Below are 15,864 nucleotides of genomic sequence, written 5' to 3' on the forward strand. Positions count from 1 at the left end.
AAGTCGCGGCGGCCGCCGCTGTCGATCTAAGCCCCGAAGGCGCTCGTGACGAGCTCCGGACGGCTTGCCTGCAGCACCGATCCCGGCAACCGGTTTGCGTGAAGCGCCTTCAGCGAGGCAACGACGTCGTCATTGTCACCGAAGTCCCCCGCAAGCTGCCTCTTCATGATGGTGTTGATGCCTTCCTGCAATTGCCTGATCTCGCGGAAGTCGTAACCCTGGTCGTAGAGATAGGCCATGTACCAAAGGCTGGTGTCCGGATCGACGAAGCAGGCGTTCTTGATGGACTGGAACATCTCGAGCTTGATGCGGCCGGCGTCCTCATGGGACATCGTGTTGTGCTTCCAATTCGCGCCCATCCCCGTCAAACCGAACTCTTCGCGCCGGTTGTGGATGTCGGTGTGCTCCATATAATAGAATTCCTTCAGCGAATAGAACTGGACGCCGCAGTTCTCGATGAAGTCCATGTTGTCCTGGATGGTCTTGTCCGTCTCGCCGGGGAAGCCGAGCACGAAGGCCGCCAGCGAGTTGATGTCGTATTTGTTCAACAACTCGATGCCGCGCTGGAAATCGGCGCGCCGCGCCTTCTTGTTCATATTTTCGAGCACGGTGTCGTTGGCGGATTCGACGCCGAGATAGACCCCCTTGCACCCGGAATCCTTCATCGCCCGCACGATGTCCTCGTCGACATATTGCACGCGGAGGAACGAGAACCATTCGAAGTCATATTCCTGGAAGATCTTGAGCAGAGCCTTGTAGCGGTGCGGGGGCACGTTGAAGGTGTCGTCGATGAAGATGATGCGATCGATGCCGCCGATGCGCTTCACCGCGTCGAGATGCATCCTGACCTTGTCGCCTCCCAACGTCTTCCAGCCGCCGGCCGTCGTCGGATAGGAACAGAAGGCGCAGGAGAACGGGCACCCCGACGCAGTCCTGATCTGGACGGTGCGATTGAGGAACGGCGCGTCCAGTTGATCCCACAAGGCCGGGCAGTCGTCGAGCAGCGGCGTATTCCATTGCACCGGACCGGCCGTGAAGCTGCCTCCTTGGTAGCTGCAGAGGTTCTTGACCTGGTCGAAGCCCTCACCCTTGCGCCGGGCCACGAGCAGATCCCGGAGATCGAATTCCGAGTTGAAGGCATGCAGCATGTGCTTGATGCCGTATTTCCGCATCGGCTCCGCCAGATCGGCCGGCGACCCGTTGATGATGTAGGAATTCGCGAACGCGCCGCCGACGATGATCTCCATGTCGGGATCGAGTTTCTTGAGGCGCTTGCAGATGCGCCCGATCTCCTTGAAGCTCAGGAAGAACGTGGAGGAAATGCCGACCGGGATGTCACCGCCACAACTGCGGTAGGCCTCCTCGAACAGATCCCAGTCGCTGTCGATGTTGTTGATGATCTTGGTGCGGATACCGAACGAGAGCAGGTAGTTGGCCACGTGCAGACCGCTGGCCGACGGCAGGTTCCATATGTTCAGCGACTGCCGGCGCCCGGGATAATCGGCCTCGAAATAGTTGGGCCGGCCCGAGATCGAATTGATGAAATCGAGATGGCCGACGAACTTCCCCTCGTGCCGAACCATCCGCGGGTAGACCAGCGACCGGAACAGATCCAGCCGATCGATGGGAAGCGCCGAAAACGCGTCGTACTCGACGACGTTAGATTGGCAGATCAGTATAAAATCCCAATCTTTCATGTTCGGCTCCTGGTAAACCCTGCTTGGACCTTGCCCTTGGCGACGATCGTCTGAGTGCGCGGGCGGATGACTTCGACGTTGGCGACGAAGACCTCGGCTGCGCTCGACCATTGCGCCACCGTTGCCTGGATGCGGATCGTATCGCCGATGTACAACGGCTCGATCCACCGAAGATTGATCGATTGCAGGATGCAGTCGAGGCCCGGCAGGCGGAGCCCGAACAGCCGTGAGATGAATCCCCCGATCAGCATGCCGTGGACGACGCGCCCTTCGAAACCGCGTTCCCTGGCCGCGCCGTCGTCCATGTGGATCGGGGACACGTCACCGGTGAGCGCTGCAAACTGATCGACATGCTGACGCTCGACGCATTGTTCGATCTCCGCCGTCAAGCCGACGAAAATATCGTCAGGCTTCAGGCAGAGAACCGCGCTCGCGCCGCCGGCCAATTGAACCATTCCCCCGTCCTGCCCGTCATCAGCGTCGAAGCTCGGCATGGTTTAGAATAAGGCCGAGCACACCCCTAAGGCTCACAAACTAGCTTTTTCAAGTCAGCCGGTCGAGAAAAAATAAACAGTTTCCTGCTCAGACCACTCGGGATTGCAGGTCTATCGGCACCCGGACGGCCCAATCAGAGCTGGCCGGGTCCTATTCAATCACCTGGACCAAGTCACACAGGGAACACAGGCTGGAACCCGAATCGAACGATGGACCGACCAATTCCGGCTTCTTGGGCCAATGACCCAGCCGATCACCGGCAACTAACGCGCCATCTTCTTCTGGAGCAAAGCGACCATCGCCGCGACATTCTCGAGATTGCCGATTTCCGCGGCATTGAGGCGTTGCCCGAACTCCTCCTCGACCGCCAGCACCAACGAGATGTGCGTGACGGAATCCCATTCATCGAGGTCGTCGGCCGTCATCTCGGGGGTTATCTTGATGGTCTCGTCACCGAACGTCTCGATGAAGACCTTGTTCAAACGCTCGTAGATCTCAGCCGTCATTTTGCACTCCGCCCCAAAGGCCATTACTTCACGAAAGTCGATCTGTAGAGATGGTAGTGGTTGACATAGTCATTGGCGCGACCGAGGTCTTCTCGCAAACCGGGAATATCCAGCCGCGGCAGCGCCGCTGCGAACCCGGCAGTATCGCTCGCCTCAATCAAGGCGGCAACCATGCCGGCCTCGGATGGATGGGAGGTGTCGACGAAATTCTCGGGATCCTTCGACATGACGGCGCGGCTCAAATCGATGTGGACGATTCCCATTTCGGCGAACCTCTTTTTCATCGCCTCGCTCTCGAAATCGCGCCACGTTCCTGCGTAAGGTCTGTATCCCTCGTCGTGGTCGAGAAAATCGACGGTCGGCGCATAGATCGGAAACTGGATTCCAACCAGCAGAACGCCCTTGGCCTTGGCATCGGCCGCCATTCCCGCCAGCTCGGCGAGTTGCTCCTCATCAGCACGGGGCGCTCCGGGAATGGCATTGACCAAGCCGTTCTTCAAATCGAGCATCACCCGCTTGGCGTCGTCATATTGCGCCACCTGGTAGATCAGCGATCCATCCCAACGAAAGCCGGCTCCGTTTCGCACCGCGGTGACTCCGACCATGGTCAGATCCTCTCGCGGATGCTGCGGATAACGGCCGGCGAGGCACTCCCACAGAGCTTCGAGGCCATGACCGCTGGTATCCATGGCCTGACCGATCAAGGAGCCGATCCCTCCGATGTGCCCCCCGATATTGTAGCGGAACGCCCCTGCCCGCTTGCCTTCGATCCTCTGATAGGAATTCGAGAGCTGGAAATAATCCATTGAGAAAATGACGACGCGGGGACGCGAGACCTCGGTAATCCTGTTGAGGAAGTCACGCAGCTGAGAAACCGTCCAGGCAGTCAGACAGGCGTTGTAGAACTTATAGGGGGTGAACATCGCCGAGCGCAGCTGGCTGCAGCGCGAATTTCCGATGGCGATGATCTCCGGCTGTTCGTCGGCAATCCGCTGCAGTTTGAAGGCAGCCCAGTTGCGTGCATCAGTGGGAAAGAAGACGACGGGCATGTTGCCCTGCTGCAGGCGGGCTGCAGCGGAGGGGGGGCGTCCCTCCAGCGTGGTCCAGCCGAGATATTCCATCAGCGCGATTTGGACGAGCGCAAACCCCACCACCCATGCCAGGAAGCGACGACCTCGGCGCGCTCCTGTTTGCTGCTGCGTGGTGGACGTGACGGACAACTGCATGGCTTATCCTGCGGAGCTCATCGGTCGGACGGGCATGGCCAATGTGCACTCGGTCAGAAGTGGAAATAGAGCAGCGCGGCGCGATCGTTGCTCAGGAAGGCGACGACCGACCAGACGAGCAGACATGACACCGAGAGCGCCCAGGCCGGGGATAAGGACAGCTTGAGCGCCTCGGTCGAAGGCGCGATCTTGGGGTAGCCGCCGCCTTCGAACACCGGATTGAACCGCGACAGGATTTGATTGCTGTTCGGCAACACCCAGACGATCAGGAAGAGCGCGAGCAGCAAGGCAATATCGGCAACCGTGATCGGCATCGCCCCGCCGGTGGTGAGAAGCGGGTCCGCCGGATGGCTTGGCCAGGCGCTGCTCGCCAGCGTGGCCCCGGTCCACTCTGAGCGTCCGAGCAATGTCCCGAGCATCGCGAACGCGCGCCCGGGATTGCTGGCACGGAAGATGGCCCACCCGGCCGCGACCGCGAGGAACGTCAGTCCGAGCGCGACCGTAGGCCACCAGTCGGAGGCGAGCGCAGCCTTGCGATAACGTCCGCCGAAGCTTCGCCAAGCGTGATTCACGACCAGCAGAGCACCGTGATACAGGCCGAACATAGCAAATGTCAGGTGATCGCCGTGCCAGATGCCCATCAGGAACATCACGAGCGTGGTCGGATAGGCGATGCGCCAGACGAATTGCTTGACCGCGCTGGCCTTGGCTCCGATCTTGCGCGCCATGGTCAGAGTGACCGTATTGTAGACGTAGATCGTCAGAAAGCGTGTCAATGAGACGTGCCAGCGCTGCCAGAAATCGACCATGCTGCGCGCCTTGAAGGGCGAGTGGAAATTGGCCGGCAACTCCACACCAAGCAGACGCGCGACGCCGATAGCCGCGTCGCTGTAGCCCGAGAAGTCGAAATACACCTGGAATCCGTAGGCGATCATGCCGATCCAGGCGCCGGTCATGGGAATCGGTTGCTTGGCAAGCCAAGGCACGAACACCTTGTCGGCCACCGCTGCGATCGCGGGCGAGATCATCAGGTTCTTGAACATCCCGATGCCGATCAGTGCCAGTCCGACGGACCAGTCGACGCTGGTCGTACGACCGAGCCGGTCCTGGCTCATCATCGCCTCGTAGCGAATCAGCGGGCCGCACAAGATCGCCGGGAAAAACAGGGCATAGCACAACAGGTCCAGCGGAGAGCGCGCGACCTCGCCGCCGGCATGTGCGTCCACGAGATACGACACCAGGCGGAAGATGATGAAGGAGAGCCCAATCGGAAAGCCAAGTCCGAGTTCAACGGAATAGGTCGGGCCCAGTCCGGCGATTATGGCACCAAGATACTTGTAGGCAGCAAGCAGTCCGAGATCGAGCGTCAAGCCACAGACCAGAAGCGTGGATTTTCTGTGGTCCGGCGACAGCACGATTGCTCGCCCCAGCACCCAGTTGATTGCGACCAAACCGAGACAAATCGGCAACCCGTGCGGATCAAATCCATAGTAGACGATCGTCGATCCGATCGCCACGATTCCACGACGGACCTCGACGCTGGCCTGGCTGGTCAGCCTGAGGGCAAGCGCGACTGCCGACAACACCACGATAAATAGGGTGAAGTAGTCAGAATTGTGCATCGCGCGTCCATGTCCCCCGGGGCACACTCGTCAGGTGGCAGGCACCTCCCTAGCGTCCCAGCCCGCTCGACACAACTTTGTTTCGGGCTTCTGGGAACAATTCACTTGGAAGCGGACTTCCGCACCTCGCGCCCTGCAACTCGAACGGCGCCTTTCGCCGCTCCGTGCTCAGCCGTTTGGAATCGTCGAGGCCCCTCGGGATACGCGCGCGGTAGAGAATGACGGCGGCGGCAACCACCGGACCGGCAAACGGACCCCGCCTCGCCTCGTCGCCCCCCCCCTCACGACCAGCCAGATGCCCTGCTTCAGCAGCGCCCGCTCGCGCCGGAAGCTCGGCAGGGCCACGGCAATGCCGCCCTTTCCGGGGCTTGACGGCGGCCTTGGCCGTGGCGCCCTTGGTCGCAAGAACACCCGCAGTTTTCGCCCAGCCCGACGTTTTCGCTTGGTCCCGAATCATAAGCTGAATGGTGCGGAACGCACCGCGAGCGCGAACCAGACCCCAGTCAATTCCCGCTCCAGTGGTGCATCGGCAATGCTACTCGGGCAACCGCACCCGTCCATCGTCGCCGACTTCGATCCCGGGCGCCACCACCGCCTCCCAGACATGGCCATCGGGATCGGCGAAATAACCGCAATATCCGCCATAATCGGTCGGCTGGGCAGCTTTCAGCAGCGTCGCCCCCTTCTCCACCGCCGCTGCGAGCGCGGCATCGACCTCGGCTTCAGAGCGGCAGTTCCAGGCCAAGGTCACGCCGCGAAACGCCTGCGGGCGCGGCGCGTCCGGCAAACCGGCGTCCTGCGCAAGGGCATCCCACGGGTACAGCGCCAACACCGTCCCGCCGGTGTCGAAAAACGCCACGGCCTCGCCGGTCGCTCGGAATTTCCGGGCGAAGCCGAGCGATGCATAGAAGGCGATGCTTCGCCGCATCTCGGACACCCCGAGCGTAACGACGGTGAACCGCGGAACGACGATCTCTGGACTCATCGCGCCTCTCCACTCGCCTCAGAACAGGCTGAGCTGCTGGCCGCCACCCTTCGGCCTGACGAAATGATCGGTCGTCAGCTTGGTCCGGCGCTTGTTCAGGCCGAGCTTTTCGCAGGCGATCTCGAAGCGGCGGCCGATCATCCAGGCCATCGGGCCCGTCCCCTTCATCCGCGTGCCCCACTGCGAGTCGTAGTCGCGACCGCCGCGCATGTCGCGGATCAGGGTGAAGACGTGGCGGTAGCGATCCGGATAGTGCTCCAGCAGCCATTCGCGGAACAGGTCGCGCACCTCCAGCGGCAGCCGCAGCAGCACATAGGCGGCCTCCTTGACGCCGGCATGGGCGGCGGCATCGAGGATACGCTCGATTTCGCTGTCGTTCAGCGCCGGGATCACCGGCGCCACCATGACCGTGGTCGGGATGCCGGCCTTGGACAGCGCCTGCAGCGCCTCCAACCGCTTCGATGGCGTCGAGGCCCGCGGCTCCATGGTGCGGGCCAGCTTCGGATCCAGCGTGGTCACCGAGATCGCGACCTTCGCCAGGTTCTTCTTGGCCATCCGCGCCAGAATGTCGGCATCACGCATCACCAGCGCCGACTTCGTGACAATCCCGACGGGATGGCCAACCTTTTCCAGCACCTCGAGGATGCCGCGCATGATCTTCCGCTCGCGCTCGATCGGCTGATAGGGATCGGTGTTGGTGCCGATCGCGATCATCCGCGGCTCGTAGCCGCTCGCCGCGAGCTCCTTCTCCAGGAGCGCGGGCGCATCCGGCTTCACGAACAGCTTGGATTCGAAGTCGAGGCCGGGCGACAGGCCGAGGAAGGCGTGGGTCGGCCGCGCAAAACAATAGACACAGCCATGCTCGCAGCCGCGATACGGATTGATCGAGCGGTCGAACCCGATATCCGGCGATTCGTTGCGGGTGATGACCTTGCGCGAGGTATCGGTCGCGACCGTCGTCTTGAACGGCGGCAAGTCCTCGAGGCTCTGCCAGCCATCGTCGAAGACAACGCGGGCCTCGGCCTCGTAGCGGCCGCTCGCATTGGATTGGGCACCCCGACCGCGGCGCCGGCCCCGTTCGATGGCGACCGCGAGTTCGGGAAAGTCCGCCTCAGGACGGTTCTGCTCAGAACCCGTGGAAGGCGCGCCCGCCGGCTCGGAGGGCACCTGGACCGGCGGGCGCTTGAGGGCATGTGAAGATGCTCGGCTCATGGCCAAGACATAGCACACAAAGTGAACATTACAAGAACAAATTAGAACGAGCTCTCATAAATGGTTCTGAGCCGGCGCAAGGCCAACCATCACATTCCCGTACTATCCTCGCGTCGCGCTGGAACGGGACGGTGCGGCGTTACTCTAATGCATTCTCCCGCAAGCGCGAAGCGGACGGCAAGCGAGGTCCTATGCAGATCACTTCTCCCCACCCGACAAATCCGACCGACGATCTCGACTTGCTCGACCGTTACTGGCGCGCGGCGAACTTCCTCTCGGTCGGACAGATCTATCTGCTCGACAACCCGCTACTGCGTGAACCGCTCGAGCCGGAGCATATCAAGCCTCGCCTGCTCGGCCACTGGGGCACGACGCCCGGGCTGAACTTCATCTATGCCCACCTCAACCGCGCCATCCAGGCGCAGGATCTCGACGTCATCTATGTCTGCGGCCCTGGCCATGGCGGCCCGGGCATGGTCGCCAATACCTATCTCGAAGGCAGCTACAGCGAGATCTACCCCGACATCACGCGCGACGCCGACGGCCTGCGCAAGCTGTTCCGGCAGTTCTCCTTCCCCGGCGGCATCCCGAGCCATGCGGCCCCGGAGACGCCCGGCTCGATCCACGAAGGCGGCGAGCTCGGCTACGCGCTGGTGCACGCCTATGGCGCGGCGTTCGACAATCCCGGGCTGATCGTGGCCTGCGTGGTCGGCGACGGCGAGGCCGAGACCGGTCCGCTCGCCGCGTCCTGGCACTCGAACAAGTTCCTGAACCCGGCCCATGACGGCGCGGTGCTGCCGATCCTGCATCTCAACGGCTACAAGATCGCCAATCCCACCCTGCTCGGCCGCATGAGCGATGCGGAGCTGAAATGCCTGTTCGAGGGCTATGGCTATGAGCCGCTGTTCGTCGAAGGCTCGGAGCCTGCGGCGATGCACCGGCAGATGGCCGACGCGCTCGACGTCGCGCTCGCCAGCATCCGCTCGATCCAGCAGAATGCGCGCCAGCCGGATGCAACGGTCGAGCGGCCGCGTTGGCCGATGATCGTGCTGCGCAGCCCGAAAGGCTGGACCGGGCCGAAGGAGGTCGACGGCCTCAAGGTCGAAGGCTTCTGGCGCGCCCATCAGGTGCCGATCGCAAATCCGCGCGGCAAGCCGGAGCATCTCGCTTTGCTCGAAGCGTGGATGAAGAGCTATCAGCCGGAGACGCTGTTCGATGCGCAGGGCCGGCTGGTGCCGGAGCTGCAGGCCCTGGCGCCGAAGGGGGCGCGGCGCATGGGTGCCAACCCGCATGCCAATGGCGGCCTGCTCAAGCGCGAGCTCAAGCTGCCGGACTATCGGGGCTTTGCCGTCGAGGTCACGTCACCCGGCAAGACCATCGCCGAGGCGACGCGCGAGCTCGGCAAGTTTCTGCGCGAGGTCATCACCCTGAATGCGGATAACAGAAACTTTCGCATCATGGGCCCGGACGAGACCGCCTCGAACCGGCTCGACGCCGTGTTCGACGTTACAGAACGCGTGTGGATGGAGGGCATCGAGCCCTATGACGTCCATCTCGCGCATGACGGCCGCGTCATGGAGGTGCTGAGCGAGCATCTCTGCCAGGGCTGGCTGGAAGGCTATCTGCTCACCGGCCGGCACGGGCTGTTCTCCTGCTACGAGGCGTTCATTCACATCGTCGATTCGATGTTCAACCAGCACGCCAAATGGCTGAAAGTATCGCGCGAGCTGCCGTGGCGACGCCCCATCGCATCGCTCAACTATCTCCTGACCTCACATGTCTGGCGGCAAGACCATAACGGCTTCAGCCATCAGGATCCCGGCTTCGTCGATCTCGTCGCCAACAAGAAAGCCGACATCGTCCGCATCTACTTCCCGCCGGATGCGAACACGCTGCTGTGGATCGCCGACCACTGCCTGCGCACCTACAACCGGATCAACGTCATCGTTGCCGGCAAGCAGCCGGCGCCGCAATGGTTGTCGATGAAGGATGCGGCCACGCATTGCGACGCCGGCATCGGCATCTGGTCGTGGGCCGGGACCGAGCCGGCCGATGAGGAGCCCGACGTGGTGATGGCCTGCGCCGGCGATGTCCCAACCCTGGAGACGCTGGCGGCCGTCGACCTGCTGCGCAAGGACTTGCCCGATCTCAAGATCCGCGTCGTCAACGTCGTCGACCTCATGACCCTGCAGCCTCGGTCCGAGCATCCGCACGGCCTCAGCGACCGCGATTTCGACAGCCTGTTCACGGCCGACAAACCGGTGATCTTCGCCTATCACGGCTATCCCTATCTGATCCATCGCCTCACCTACAGCCGCACCAACCATGCCGGCATGCATGTCCGCGGCTTCATCGAGGAAGGCACCACGACGACGCCGTTCGACATGGTGGTGCTCAACGAGCTCGATCGTTTCCATCTCGCGATCGAGGCGATCGAGCGCGTGCCCGGCCTCAGCGTGTCGGCGGCCCACGTGAAGCAGAAATTCCGCGACGCGCTGATCGAACATGCCCGCTACATCCGCGCGCATGGCGAGGACATGCCGGAGATCCGCGACTGGGTCTGGCCGAACAGCTCAGGCGGGACGACGCCGGCGCAGGCGGGCGACTGACGTCGCCGCGCACCTTGTGTGACGGTTCGATGAATGATCCAACGCAAGGACTTGCGCGCGGCGCCGAGGCACGGTGACGGCATCGGAAACCTGATCGATGCCGTCATGAAATCTCAGATCATCAAGGAGCTCGGCGAAGCCGATATCCTGCTGCCGTCGCTGATTGCCGACGGTCTCGCTGCCAACGACCGCGTCAAGGTGCGCATGAGCGCGCTGCAGGCTGCCGCCCAGCACGCTCAAGCGCCGGAGCAGCGGCCGACCGATCTCTCGACCGAGTGCCGCGCCGCGCGCATCGCGCCTGCTGATCTCGCGAGCCTGATCGGAGGCGCGCATCGCACGGCGACCGGACGCCTTGCCGCTCCCGGTCTCGCCACGCTGATCGGTGATATCGAAAACGATACACGCGCGATGATCCGCGCGGTCAACGCAGGACGAAGCTCCGAGGGCCTGTCTGCCGAACGGCGGCTCGGCACGATGCAACGCGCGGGCCTGCTGACGGCAGGCGACGACGTCGATTTCATGCGCGTCGCGCGCCTGACCGGCGCCCAGGAAGAGTCGGACAGCCTGCACCGGCTAGTGATGGATCTGCACAAGGCCCTCAACCGCATCGCCGCCGACTGCGCCGAGGAAACGCTCGACGGAGCCCATGTATATGGCCTCACCGCCGACGACAGGCCCGCGGTTGTCGCCTTCATGCGCGGGCTCAACGCGACGCGCGCACTCAAGTTCGACCATCCCGGCCTGGACACGATGGCGACCCGCGCCGGCGAACGCCTCCTGATCCAGAACGACATCGGCACCACCGATGCGCATGTCATGGTGATCGCGGTCCAGGGGCTCACGGTCACGCTCACCTACACTGACGTTCACCTGGCGCGCGCGAAGTTCTTCGTTCACCTGTTCGATGCTTTCGCGGCGACCTGGAGCGGGCTCGACCGTCACACCGGGACGAAGCTGGAAGAGAATGCGTTCTTCCTGGTGACCGGCCAATTCCACGGCGACACGGCGCAGGCGCGCGATGATTTCCTCACGGCACTCGGCGCCGCGCTGGTGTTCCTGATCGACTGGAACAAGGCCCGGAAGCTGCTGCGGACATGGTTGTCCAAGGATGATGCGATCAGGATTCTCGACTGGGCGGCGCGCAACCGGATCGGCCACCGCGCCTTCCTCGAGCTCGGCGGCAACGAGCTGCTGGGCGCCGCCGTCCGCAACGCGGCGCCCCATCGCATCGGCTTCGGCGAACGTCTGGATCGCGCCCTGGGCCGCACCGCCGCAGTCGAATTTCTCAAAGCCGCGCTGCGTGCGGCGACGGAGGGCCTGCAGGCCGGCCGCTCGGTGCGGCTGGTCCGCGATCAGATCGAAGCCGATCTGGTGCGGCATCTCGACCGTGCCGACGGTGCGCTGCTCGCGATCGTGATGCGCCAGCTCGGCCTGGCACACGACCTTGCCGCCGCGCTGAGCCGCGATCTCAGCGCGCTGCAGTCCGGTGTTTCCGGCGACCGCAAGCTGCTGGCCGCACGCGCCAGCAGGATCGAACAGAAGGCAGACCGGATCGCGATCGAAGCCCGCCAGGAGATCAACAGGCTCAAGGCCGAGCCGCTGATCGCGCAGCTGGTCGACCGGGTCGAAGAGACGGTCGACGAACTCGAACAGGCGGCGTTCATCGCCTCGCTCGCGCCGGCTGCGATGCCGCCGACGCTGTCGGCCGCCTTGGCCGAACTCTGCAAGGTCGCCATTGGCGCGATCGAGGCAGCCGCGAGCGGCCTCGCCGCGGCGGCCGAAGTGCCCGAAGGACGGCGGGCGGACTCCGATGATGCGCTCGCCGCCGTGCTGCGCCTCATGGATAGCGAACATGCGGCCGACGCGCAGGAGCGCGCGATCACCGCCCTCGTGTTCACAGCGGGCTTCGACGTCGCAACGTCGCTGTCCGGGCTGGAGCTGGCGCGCGCCATCGAGCGTGCGACCGACCGCCTGGCGAGCTTCGGACATCTGCTGCGCCAGTACGTCATGATCGATCTCGCCGGTTAGGAACTGCCATGTCCATCGTTTGCATTTTCGGCAAGAACACCGAGCCATGCTCGGCCGAGACCGTCGGCGCCAAGGCCGCCAATCTGGCGCGCATGGCCACGCTCGGACTGCCCGTGCCGCCGGCCTTCGTGCTTCCGGTCGAGCTCTGCACCGACATCATCGCGAACCGGGCCGATGCCGAACAGCGCCTGCGCGACGGCCTGCGGGCGGGTATCCGGTTTCTCGAACAGACGACCGGCAGGATCTTCGGCGATCATCGCCGGCCCCTGCTCGTGTCCGTCCGCTCCGGCGCTGCGCGATCCATGCCGGGCATGCTCGACACCGTGCTCAATGTCGGCTGCACCTCGGCTGCCGTGCGCGGCCTGATCCGCAGCACCGGACGGCCGCGCCTCGCCTTCGACTGCCGCCGGCGCTTCATCGAGAGCTTCTCCGAGACCGTGCTCGGTTTCGATGCCGGAACGCTCGCGGCGCGGCGCGACGAGCTGGTCGCGCATGAAGGTGTTGCCAATGATCGAGATCTGGATAGCGAAGCCATTGCGCGGCTCGCGACCGACGAACAGGCGCTGGTCGAGTCCGGCAGCGATGGCTGGCTGGAGGATGCCGAGGCGCAGCTCATGGCCGCGGCGCGTGCCGTCTATCGTTCGTGGAGCAGCGAGCGTGCGCAGACCTATCGCAAGCTGCAGAACCTGGAACACCTGCGCGGCACGGCCGTCACCGTGCAGACGATGGTGTTCGGCAATGGCGGTCTGAGCTCGGGCGCGGGTGTCGCGTTCTCGCGCGATCCCTCCACCGGGGCGCGGCAGCCGATGATCGACCTCGTGCTCGATGCCCAGGGCGAGGACGTCGTCTCCGGCCGTCGCATGCCGGACAGCGAGGATGCGATCGCGCGCGCGCTTCCCACTCTGAAGGAGGAGCTCGGCGCGGTGCTGCGGCAGCTCGAACAAACCTTCGGCGACGTGCAGGACGTCGAGTTCACCGTTGAAGACGGCCATTTGTGGATTCTCCAGACCCGCGCCGCCAAGCGCACGCCGCGCGCCGCGTTGAGATTTGCGGTGGATTTCGTTCGCGAGCGGGTCATTACGCCTGATGAGGCCCTGGAGCGCCTGGCCGACATCGATCTGGAGCAGCTGGTCGAGACGTCGCTCGTCGCTGCCGGCGCCCCCGTCGCGACAGGCATCGGCGCCTCCAGCGGCATCGCCACGGGGCGCGCAGCGTTCGACGCCGACAGCGCCAAGCGGCTGGCCGCCAGCGGCGAACCCGTCATCCTGATGCGCCCGGACACCTCGACCGCTGATGTCGCGGGCTTCGCTGTCGCAGCCGGCATCGTGACGTCGGTCGGCGCGCGCACCGCGCACGCTGCTCTGGTCGCGCGCCAACTGGGGAGACCCTGCATCGTCGGCTGTCGCGCGCTCGAGGTGAGCGTCGAAGCCGGCTGCGCGACACTCGCCGGAACGCCGCTCGGAAGCGGCGACTGGGTGACCATCGACGGAGATCGAGGCCACCTCTATCTCGGACGGCTGGAGATCGTGACAACCCGACCCGACGCCGAGCTGGCCGAGGTCACGGCCTGGCGCAAAGGCGCGACGCAGCCGGGCAAGCGGCTGTCCGCCTGACCCTCGCCTTCCCCCTTGCCCCTTTGCTTCCTTGCCGCCAAACCGGCCTGCCGCAAAATTCCGCAATGCAGCAGGCTGATTTGGCCATGACAAGATGATAACAAGCAGGCCGGAGGCACTACCAATAACGATGTCCGGTTCATGCTGAGCGTGATCATCCCGACCGCAGGGGTCGAGCAGACCGCCGTTGCCACCCTGTCCGCACTCGTGCCAGGCGCTGCGGCCGGTGTCGTCACCGAAGTGCTGCTGGTCGACCGCTCCCCCGATTCCAGCGTGATCGAGCGCGTCGCCGACGTCGCTGGCTGCCACTTCATGAAGTTCGAAGGCAGCCATGCCGCGGCGCTGGCGGCCGGCGCCGCGACGGCGCGTGCGCCGTGGCTGATGTTTCTGCCCGCCGGCGCGATGCTCGATCCCGGCTGGATCGACGAGACCATGCAGTTCGTCCAAAGCGTCGCCGCCGCCGGCCGGCCCCGCGCCGGGGTATTCCGTTACGCCCGATCTCCTTACGCCGATGTCAGACTGCGCGACCGGCTGCGAGCGGTCGCTCGGGTCCTGGTCGGGCCACTGGGCGACCAGGGCCTGTTGATTGCCAGGGATCATTACCGGCAGGTCGGCGGCTACAAGCCGGAGCAAAAGCGCGCCGAGGCGCGGCTGCTGCGCCAGCTCGGCCGCTCCCGCACCATGTTGCGCAGCCGGATCGTGATGGTGTAACCCCGATATGCTTGCCAAAGTCAATCAATTGATTGATAACGGCAAGCATTGAGGTGAACCATGATTCCTGCTCCGTCCGACAGCCAGGTCGCCGCCGTTCGTGCCTTCAACCGCTTCTACACGAGGAAGCTCGGCGCGCTGGACCAGCATTTGCTCGACAGCCCCTTCTCGCTCGCAGAAGCGCGCGTGCTTTACGAGCTGGCGCAGTCCGACGCCATCTCGGCCAAGGAGATCGGTCTCTCGCTCGGGCTCGATGCCGGCTATCTCAGCCGCATCGTCCAGAGCTTCGACGAGAAGGGCCTGATCAGCCGCACGCCCTTGCCGTCGGATCGCAGGCAACAGCAGCTCAGCCTCACCGCAAAGGGGCGGCAGGCCTATGCCAGGCTCGACCGCAGCTCGCAGAAGGAGATCGCGGCCATGCTGGCGCCGCTCGCTTCGTCGGTCCGCGACCGGCTGGTCGGCGCCATGACGACCATCGAGACCACGCTGGAGCCGCAGCAGCCGCTGCGCTCTCCCGTGCTGCTGCGCAGCCATCGTCCCGGCGACATCGGCTGGGTCGTCTCGCGGCACGGCGCCGTCTATGCCGAGGAATATGGCTGGGACATCTCGTTCGAGGCGCTGGTCGCCGAGATCGGCGCACAGTTCATCAAGAGCTACGACCCTGCACGCGAGCATTGCTGGATCGCCGAGCTTACCGGCGAGCCGGTGGGCTCGATCTTCCTGGTGAAAGGCAGCGACGATGTCGCCAAGCTGCGGCTGCTGCTGGTCGAGAAGAAGGCGCGCGGGCTCGGCGTCGGCCGCGCACTGACCGAACAATGCATCCGCTTCGCCCGCGAGAAGAACTACAACAAGCTCGTGCTGTGGACGCAGAGCATTCTCACCGCGGCGCGCGACATCTATGCCCGCGCCGGCTTTCGCAAGGTCGCGGAGGAGCCGCATGCGTCGTTCGGCGTCGAGCTGATGGGCGAGACCTGGGAGCTCGAGCTGTAGCGCGCGCAGGCCGGCGACATGGTCTCAACCGGCAGTAGGCAGAGCTCGACTGTGCAACACGCTCACCGCCTCGATTGCGGAGTTCCCGCGCTTCGGTAGGATCCCGCGGAAACAGAGCGGAGGTCGCCAGTGATCAGTTTGACGTGTCGATCGAAGCTAGCCGTGTGTCT

General features: G+C 64.2%; 13 protein-coding genes. 5 read left to right on the plus strand and 8 right to left on the minus strand.

The features are described from left to right. Positions 1-26 precede the first annotated feature (26 nt). The 8 genes from S58_RS27025 to S58_RS27055 all read right to left on the minus strand — a co-directional run bounded on the left by S58_RS27025 (position 27) and on the right by S58_RS27055 (position 7,743). Positions 27-1,697, minus strand: a complete 1,671-nt coding sequence (locus S58_RS27025; RefSeq protein WP_015668582.1) for a radical SAM protein — start codon at positions 1,695-1,697, stop codon at positions 27-29. Then, on the minus strand, positions 1,694-2,143 hold the full coding sequence (locus S58_RS35865) for a MaoC family dehydratase (protein ID WP_160167616.1): 450 nt from the start codon (positions 2,141-2,143) through the stop codon (positions 1,694-1,696). The genes S58_RS27025 and S58_RS35865 overlap by 4 nt, the downstream gene beginning before the upstream one ends. 312 nt (positions 2,144-2,455) lie before the next feature. Continuing rightward, a complete protein-coding gene (locus S58_RS27035) occupies positions 2,456-2,698 on the minus strand; it encodes an acyl carrier protein (protein ID WP_042340243.1) in 243 nt (80 codons plus the stop codon). Between the two features lie 23 nt (positions 2,699-2,721). Further along, positions 2,722-3,924, minus strand: coding sequence for a hypothetical protein (locus S58_RS27040; protein WP_015668585.1), 1,203 nt, complete (start codon positions 3,922-3,924; stop codon positions 2,722-2,724). A 53-nt stretch (positions 3,925-3,977) separates the two neighbouring features. Further along, complete coding sequence (locus tag S58_RS27045; protein ID WP_015668586.1) at positions 3,978-5,546, minus strand: MBOAT family O-acyltransferase; 1,569 nt, start codon at positions 5,544-5,546, stop codon at positions 3,978-3,980. Between the two features lie 49 nt (positions 5,547-5,595). After that, positions 5,596-6,003 carry a ribonuclease H family protein gene (locus S58_RS36905; RefSeq protein ID WP_015668587.1) on the minus strand — a complete coding sequence of 136 codons (408 nt, stop codon included), beginning with the start codon at positions 6,001-6,003 and terminating at the stop codon, positions 5,596-5,598. A 78-nt stretch (positions 6,004-6,081) separates the two neighbouring features. Then, a complete protein-coding gene (locus S58_RS27050) occupies positions 6,082-6,531 on the minus strand; it encodes a VOC family protein (RefSeq protein WP_015668588.1) in 450 nt (149 codons plus the stop codon). An 18-nt stretch (positions 6,532-6,549) separates the two neighbouring features. Further along, a complete protein-coding gene (locus tag S58_RS27055; protein ID WP_042340245.1) occupies positions 6,550-7,743 on the minus strand; it encodes a PA0069 family radical SAM protein in 1,194 nt (397 codons plus the stop codon). Between the two features lie 191 nt (positions 7,744-7,934). Here S58_RS27055 and S58_RS27060 point away from each other — a divergent pair, with 191 nt between their 5' ends. The 5 genes from S58_RS27060 (at position 7,935) to S58_RS27080 (ending at position 15,694) form a co-directional block, all read left to right on the plus strand. After that, entirely contained in the window at positions 7,935-10,352 is a 2,418-nt protein-coding gene (locus S58_RS27060) for a phosphoketolase family protein (RefSeq protein WP_015668590.1), read from the plus strand. A gap of 105 nt (positions 10,353-10,457) precedes the next feature. After that, positions 10,458-12,380, plus strand: a complete 1,923-nt coding sequence (locus tag S58_RS27065) for a hypothetical protein (protein WP_042340962.1) — start codon at positions 10,458-10,460, stop codon at positions 12,378-12,380. An 8-nt stretch (positions 12,381-12,388) separates the two neighbouring features. Then, positions 12,389-13,993 carry a PEP/pyruvate-binding domain-containing protein gene (locus S58_RS27070; protein WP_015668592.1) on the plus strand — a complete coding sequence of 535 codons (1,605 nt, stop codon included), beginning with the start codon at positions 12,389-12,391 and terminating at the stop codon, positions 13,991-13,993. Between the two features lie 141 nt (positions 13,994-14,134). Next, positions 14,135-14,704: a glycosyltransferase family protein gene (locus S58_RS27075; protein ID WP_015668593.1), complete on the plus strand. Its 570-nt coding sequence runs from the start codon at positions 14,135-14,137 to the stop codon at positions 14,702-14,704. A 60-nt stretch (positions 14,705-14,764) separates the two neighbouring features. Beyond that, positions 14,765-15,694 carry a bifunctional helix-turn-helix transcriptional regulator/GNAT family N-acetyltransferase gene (locus S58_RS27080; protein ID WP_015668594.1) on the plus strand — a complete coding sequence of 310 codons (930 nt, stop codon included), beginning with the start codon at positions 14,765-14,767 and terminating at the stop codon, positions 15,692-15,694. Positions 15,695-15,864 lie beyond the last annotated feature (170 nt).

The sequence above is a fragment of the Bradyrhizobium oligotrophicum S58 genome (assembly GCF_000344805.1).
GTDB lineage: Bacteria > Pseudomonadota > Alphaproteobacteria > Rhizobiales > Xanthobacteraceae > Bradyrhizobium > Bradyrhizobium oligotrophicum.

Coding starts and splice junctions, on each gene's coding strand:
- S58_RS27045 (WP_015668586.1), bottom strand. CDS start 5,546: ATGCACAATTCTGACTACTTCACCCTATTTATCGTGGTGTTGTCGGCA.
- S58_RS27040 (WP_015668585.1), bottom strand. CDS start 3,924: ATGCAGTTGTCCGTCACGTCCACCACGCAGCAGCAAACAGGAGCGCGC.
- S58_RS27075 (WP_015668593.1), top strand. CDS start 14,135: ATGCTGAGCGTGATCATCCCGACCGCAGGGGTCGAGCAGACCGCCGTT.
- S58_RS27065 (WP_042340962.1), top strand. CDS start 10,458: ATGAAATCTCAGATCATCAAGGAGCTCGGCGAAGCCGATATCCTGCTG.
- S58_RS27055 (WP_042340245.1), bottom strand. CDS start 7,743: ATGAGCCGAGCATCTTCACATGCCCTCAAGCGCCCGCCGGTCCAGGTG.
- S58_RS27070 (WP_015668592.1), top strand. CDS start 12,389: ATGTCCATCGTTTGCATTTTCGGCAAGAACACCGAGCCATGCTCGGCC.
- S58_RS27060 (WP_015668590.1), top strand. CDS start 7,935: ATGCAGATCACTTCTCCCCACCCGACAAATCCGACCGACGATCTCGAC.
- S58_RS27080 (WP_015668594.1), top strand. CDS start 14,765: ATGATTCCTGCTCCGTCCGACAGCCAGGTCGCCGCCGTTCGTGCCTTC.
- S58_RS27035 (WP_042340243.1), bottom strand. CDS start 2,698: ATGACGGCTGAGATCTACGAGCGTTTGAACAAGGTCTTCATCGAGACG.
- S58_RS36905 (WP_015668587.1), bottom strand. CDS start 6,003: ATGATTCGGGACCAAGCGAAAACGTCGGGCTGGGCGAAAACTGCGGGT.
- S58_RS27025 (WP_015668582.1), bottom strand. CDS start 1,697: ATGAAAGATTGGGATTTTATACTGATCTGCCAATCTAACGTCGTCGAG.
- S58_RS27050 (WP_015668588.1), bottom strand. CDS start 6,531: ATGAGTCCAGAGATCGTCGTTCCGCGGTTCACCGTCGTTACGCTCGGG.